This is a genomic window from Mesorhizobium sp. M7A.F.Ca.CA.004.04.2.1, assembly GCF_004022825.1.
In the GTDB taxonomy this organism is placed as follows: Bacteria; Pseudomonadota; Alphaproteobacteria; order Rhizobiales; family Rhizobiaceae; genus Mesorhizobium.
Genome location: NZ_RZPH01001196.1, coordinates 1 through 1,647, shown reverse-complemented (window position 1 = coordinate 1,647; position 1,647 = coordinate 1). Strand labels below are relative to the sequence as shown.

The window sequence follows — 1,647 nt, the reverse complement described above, 5'->3', positions numbered from 1 at the left end:
GCGTATGACCATGCGTTCGAAGAGCTACCTCGTCGTTGCATTGGCGCTCGCTGTCACCGGCTGCGCCGGCGGCAAAACGCACGACCTGCTCAACAAGACGACGGTCACGGTGCCCGCTTCCGACATCGCGGCCACGCATGAAATCTTCGTCGCCACCACCCGCCAGAGGGCAACCAAGGACCCGCGACAGGTGTTCGACGGCGATCGCTCGCTGACCACCAGCTTTGCCCGTGTCGACGTCACCGTCCCGAAAAACCATCAGGTCGGCGCCATCGAGCGGGCCAAGGGATCGGCAAACAGCAACCCGGCCAAGGATTTCACCGCCAAGGACGTCACCTTCTATGAAGGCGCGCCGCAGTTCGCCAAGGCGGTCGGCGCCGACATCGCCATGCGCGGCGACCGTGCGCTGGTTTTCGTGCACGGCTTCAACAACGGCTTCGATGACGGCATCTACCGGCTGACGCAGATCGCGCACGACACGAAATATCCCGGCACGCCGGTGCTGTTCTCATGGGCTTCGAGCGGCAAGACCACGGGTTACATCTACGACAAGGAAAGCGCCAACGCAGCGCGCGACGACCTCGAGGCGACCCTCAGGATGCTGGCCAAGACCAAGGTCAAGAGCATCGACATCATCGCCCATTCGATGGGGACCTGGGTGACCATGGAGGCTCTGCGCCAGCTTGCCATCACCGGCGATCGCGATCTCGACGACAAACTCGGTTACGTCATCCTGGCCTCGCCCGACATCGATGTCGACGTGTTCAAGAAACAGATGATCCGTTACGGCAAACCCGACAAGCCATTCGCCATCCTGCTCTCGGCGGATGACCGGGCTCTCAAGCTGTCCTCCCTGATCTCGGGCGATAAGCCGCGCGTCGGCGATTACGGCGATGCGGCCGACCTCGCCAGCTATGGCGTGTCGGTGGTCGACCTTTCCCAGGCCAAGGGCGGTGACCGCCTCAACCACGCCAAATTCGCCGACAACCCAATGCTGGTGCAACTGCTGGGCGATCGGCTGCGGGCGCCTGCCGGCCTTGCCTCGGACGAGCCCGTCCCGACTCAGCTCAACAATCTCGGCCAGGGCCTCGGCAAGGCCGTCGGCTCGGTCGCGGAAATCGTCATCACCACGCCGTTCAAGGTGCTGACCATCGCCACCGGCGGGTAGCCGGGGGCAGCTTCCTGGTGGAGACCATCAGGTGTCGAAGTCGGCGCTGCCCCTCACCTGCCTGCCGGCATCCTCTCCCCGTATAGTGACGGGGAGAGGGGCGCTATTATCACCGGTTTCGCCAATGACCAGCATTGCAAGAAGAGGACAGTCGTTGCGGCCAGCCCCTTCTCCCCGTCAGTATATGGGGAGAAGTGCCCGGCAGGGCGATGAGGGGCGGCGCCGACGCTCGGCAAAGGTGAATTCGAACCTGAAGCGATTGCCCGCCGGGCATGGCCTGAATATCAACAATCCTAGACGAACAGATCGACCTTCTGGAACGTCGTCACGTCGATCAGGCCGACATCGGAAATCCTGAGTTCGGGAATGACGACCAGCGCCAGCAGCGAGTGCTGCATGTAGGCGTTGTTCAGCGAACAGCCCATCTTGCGCATCGCCTCGGTGAGCTTCTCTGCCTTGGCCGCGACGATCTCGGCCCG

The 1,647-nt window shown here is 63.1% G+C and carries 2 protein-coding genes; one reads left to right on the top strand and one right to left on the bottom strand.

Translation table 11 applies throughout. The features are described from left to right. Positions 1–4: 4 nt before the first annotated feature. Positions 5–1,168: an alpha/beta hydrolase gene (locus EN893_RS32915; RefSeq protein ID WP_127270257.1), complete on the top strand. Its 1,164-nt coding sequence runs from the start codon at positions 5–7 to the stop codon at positions 1,166–1,168. Positions 1,169–1,461: 293 nt separating this feature from the next. On the opposite strand, the gene EN893_RS32905 is transcribed toward EN893_RS32915, so the two are convergent. Continuing rightward, positions 1,462–1,647 (bottom strand): adenine deaminase C-terminal domain-containing protein (locus EN893_RS32905; RefSeq protein ID WP_281062521.1); only part of this gene is annotated, 186 nt, incomplete at its 5' end.